Source organism: Shigella sp. FC1967 (genome assembly GCF_001743005.1).
Taxonomy (GTDB): Bacteria; Pseudomonadota; Gammaproteobacteria; order Enterobacterales; family Enterobacteriaceae; genus Proteus.
The window spans coordinates 1-2873 of record NZ_MIIZ01000826.1 but is presented as its reverse complement, the minus strand read 5'-3'; the positions used below and the strand labels follow the sequence as shown (position 1 = coordinate 2873).

Genomic DNA, 2873 nt, shown 5'->3' with positions numbered 1-2873 from the left:
AAAAGGCCGCAGAGGACAAACTCATCCAGACTCTTCCCGAAGAACTCCAGGATGCAGTCGCCATAGCCTTCGCTCCCGGTGGCTATGAACAATCACTGGTTAAGGCCTGTGATACCTACTCCGCTTACATCAAGTGCAAACTTGAGGTGGCCGCAGGTAATGGCCTTGAGTTCCAGGATGCTCTCAGCAAAATGGAACGTGTTGTTGCTCAGGTGAAATCGGACTTCCCGGAAATCGACGCTCTGGACAAATGGTTTGGTGACGGACTCGGCCATTCAGTAGATAAACTGCTGGCAGGGGGTAACGATGACTAATCCAATCCCTGGCGACATCAAGATTAAGGACTTTGGCCGCGACCGGAAATTCCGTTCGGTTGATGAGCTTCAAAGCACTTTGTCAGAACAGTACAAAGGTCAGCATGTCAGTATCGTTTACCCAGCAAAGCCTAACGGGTTACTCCGAACGGTCTTTGTCAGTGTTGATGATGCTGGTGGCGTAAATCAGACCTATGGAGATCAATCTCCAGTCGATTTTTCTGCCATCAAAGATGACCTTTTTGGTGAAATGCTATGAAAGCATCACTAAAATCCTTATCAAAAGAGCAGGTTAATACACTGGCATGTAAGCTAGGGGAAATTCAAAGGCATTTGGCCGAAGATACTGAATTACTCTCTGATTTAAGTGAACTAGGTATTGATTTGTCGTCTGAGATTGATGGCTACGATTGTGTGATAGAAGCTCTATTTGAGTTGCAACAGTTCGCCAATCAAAATCTGTCTTAATAAGTTAACCCTCACTCGGGCGCATCATCCCGAGAGGGTGTGGTGCGTCCTAACTATAAGGAATGCACTATGTCTAACTTTGAACAAGCTCTGGAACGTACTGACGGCAAGACACTGATTCTCAGCAACGGGAGTAAGTGGGCAGGCCAAGACCCGGATAACATTCAGACTTTGCTGGATGTTCTCGGCAACAACGTTCTTGATCCAATGTTTGAGCAGTATCACTGCTACCGTTCTTATCCGTTTGAACCCCTGATTAAGACGGGGCGCAATGATAAGATATTCCAGCCTTGGCTGGGAGCAGCTTGTTTCTTTGGGAACTTTCTTACGGTCTCTCATGTTTTCAACATCATCACGAAAGATGACAGTGTTGTTGAGGCGTTAAATGAGGCGATCCAGAAGAACATAGCGACTGAACAATACCAGCAGTATGCCTATGAGCGTTACGCCGGTTGGTTCTACGCTGAAACTAGCGAAGGGTTTAGGCTTGTATCTCCAAGTGAGGCTGCCGACATCCGTGCTGGCGCAGTTTCAAAGCTGCGTTACCCAAGAAACTTCGAGGTTATGAAAACTGCGGTTATCAAAGGCCCTCGATTCGATGCTGAATTAAGCCGCAAGGCTTCTTAAACCCAAATATTAACCCCACGGGGGACATTAGTCCCTGCGGGGGTGGTGTCTCCCTCTGAAACTAAGGAGATACCAATGATTAAACAGCATTTTCAAAACGAACTGGTTAAGTGCGGATACCCGGATGATCTGAAAATTGAGTACAGTCTCGGGTACTGCCAGGGCGATGGAATGGCATTTTATGGAGACTTGGGCGTTGATGACGTAAAAGCACTCATGAAGCGCCTATTCAGCACTGAGCTCGGCCAAGTAGATGCTGTCAGTCGCGTGAAGAACCTGATGGCACAGAAAGACATTGAGAATATGCTTTTTGTCCTCCGTGAGTATGGTTCCTGTGACTTGTCCATTACCCGGAACAGTTATGGGCATCACTACAGCCACTGGAACTGCATGAGCATCGACGACAACGTGGACTTTACAGGGATCTTCCCTGATGATGACACCATGCTAGGAACCGGCATTGAAGCGATTAACCAGGATATGATCGAGCGTTGGCAAGACATCTGGGATCGTTTTGTGTTGGAGCTGTCGGATGATGTGAAAAGCATTTCCAAGAAGCTCGAATCCGACGGATACTCGCTGATAGAGGCATCTCCATGCGAAGATGAAGTGGTTTGGGAACGGGCCACCGAAAACTACCTGGTGCGTGTTACTGAACTCCCTGAGCGGGATTTCGATATGGGCCACTGGGATGACGAAGTAAGAGACCAAACAATTTGTTCTATCCTGGAAGGGAAAGAGCGAGTTCTTGGCCTACGTGTTGAGGTACTCTCTCGTGAAAACGAGATTGTCCTGGGTGAAGAGAGTTTGCACGGCTTGACCGTTGCCAGTGATGACAAGAGCTACGCTGGCTACAGACGAGAACTTCTCCGGGGAGCTATCCAGCAAACCAGGGATTTTTTCTCTCGCCACCTCAAAGCGGCATAACAAGGCAGGGGGAAACCCCTGCTTTACTTCCCAAGTCTTCTTACTCATGGTAAAGCCATCAGTAAGCAGATTTTGTCCTCCCTGAGGGCGAAAACGTGCGATAGCTGGTCGCCAAAAACAAACAGCAAATTAACGTTAATTTATTAATCCCTGCGGGAGTCTATCTCCTGCTGGAGATACCTCCCGTTATTTCTGGAGGTATCCATGAACAAATTCCAAGACTTTAAGTTGGTTTATCGTCAAGGTGGTCGTCGCTTAGAGCGTGTCTTTACGGACACTCTTTACGCGAATGTGAAGCGTGTCGCTGACTCGTTTCCTCCGACCGTTCTTTGGCGCATTCAGCCAGCGTAAAACTCGGAACCTTAAAGCTCGGCTTTGGCCGTGACCTTTCAATAACCCATGCGGGTACACTTCCCCGCACGGGGTAGGTGTACCCATTAACTTTGGAGTACACCTTATGAACCAAGTAGCTAAATTGGACCTCGCCCAAATCCGTCAACAAGCCATCAATGATGGTCTGCTGGTGGACCAATCTTC

6 protein-coding genes are annotated in these 2873 nt (G+C 48.0%); all 6 read left to right on the top strand.

The window, feature by feature from the left end; translation table 11 throughout:
• Window positions 1–314: YfbR-like 5'-deoxynucleotidase (locus tag BHE89_RS13875; RefSeq protein ID WP_286146145.1), on the top strand; the 314-nt coding region annotated here is incomplete at its 5' end.
• Entirely contained in the window at window positions 307–573 is a 267-nt protein-coding gene (locus BHE89_RS13870) for a hypothetical protein (RefSeq protein WP_021293660.1), read from the top strand. The genes BHE89_RS13875 and BHE89_RS13870, both read left to right, overlap by 8 nt.
• A complete protein-coding gene (locus BHE89_RS13865; protein WP_013141585.1) occupies window positions 570–782 on the top strand; it encodes a hypothetical protein in 213 nt (70 codons plus the stop codon). Before BHE89_RS13870 ends, BHE89_RS13865 begins: the two co-directional genes overlap by 4 nt.
• A gap of 69 nt (window positions 783–851) precedes the next feature.
• On the top strand, window positions 852–1409 hold the full coding sequence (locus BHE89_RS13860) for a hypothetical protein (protein ID WP_021293661.1): 558 nt from the start codon (window positions 852–854) through the stop codon (window positions 1407–1409).
• Window positions 1410–1484: 75 nt separating this feature from the next.
• Window positions 1485–2336: a hypothetical protein gene (locus tag BHE89_RS13855; protein WP_021293662.1), complete on the top strand. Its 852-nt coding sequence runs from the start codon at window positions 1485–1487 to the stop codon at window positions 2334–2336.
• A gap of 204 nt (window positions 2337–2540) precedes the next feature.
• Window positions 2541–2687 (top strand): hypothetical protein, encoded by a 147-nt coding sequence (locus BHE89_RS23800; protein WP_001032043.1) that lies wholly within the window; start codon window positions 2541–2543, stop codon window positions 2685–2687.
• Window positions 2688–2873: the final 186 nt, after the last annotated feature.

Excerpts from the sequence above, each read along its gene's own strand:
- BHE89_RS13870 (WP_021293660.1), top strand. The coding sequence starts at position 307 with ATGACTAATCCAATCCCTGGCGACATCAAGATTAAGGACTTTGGCCGC.
- BHE89_RS13865 (WP_013141585.1), top strand. The coding sequence starts at position 570 with ATGAAAGCATCACTAAAATCCTTATCAAAAGAGCAGGTTAATACACTG.
- BHE89_RS13860 (WP_021293661.1), top strand. The coding sequence starts at position 852 with ATGTCTAACTTTGAACAAGCTCTGGAACGTACTGACGGCAAGACACTG.
- BHE89_RS13855 (WP_021293662.1), top strand. The coding sequence starts at position 1,485 with ATGATTAAACAGCATTTTCAAAACGAACTGGTTAAGTGCGGATACCCG.
- BHE89_RS23800 (WP_001032043.1), top strand. The coding sequence starts at position 2,541 with ATGAACAAATTCCAAGACTTTAAGTTGGTTTATCGTCAAGGTGGTCGT.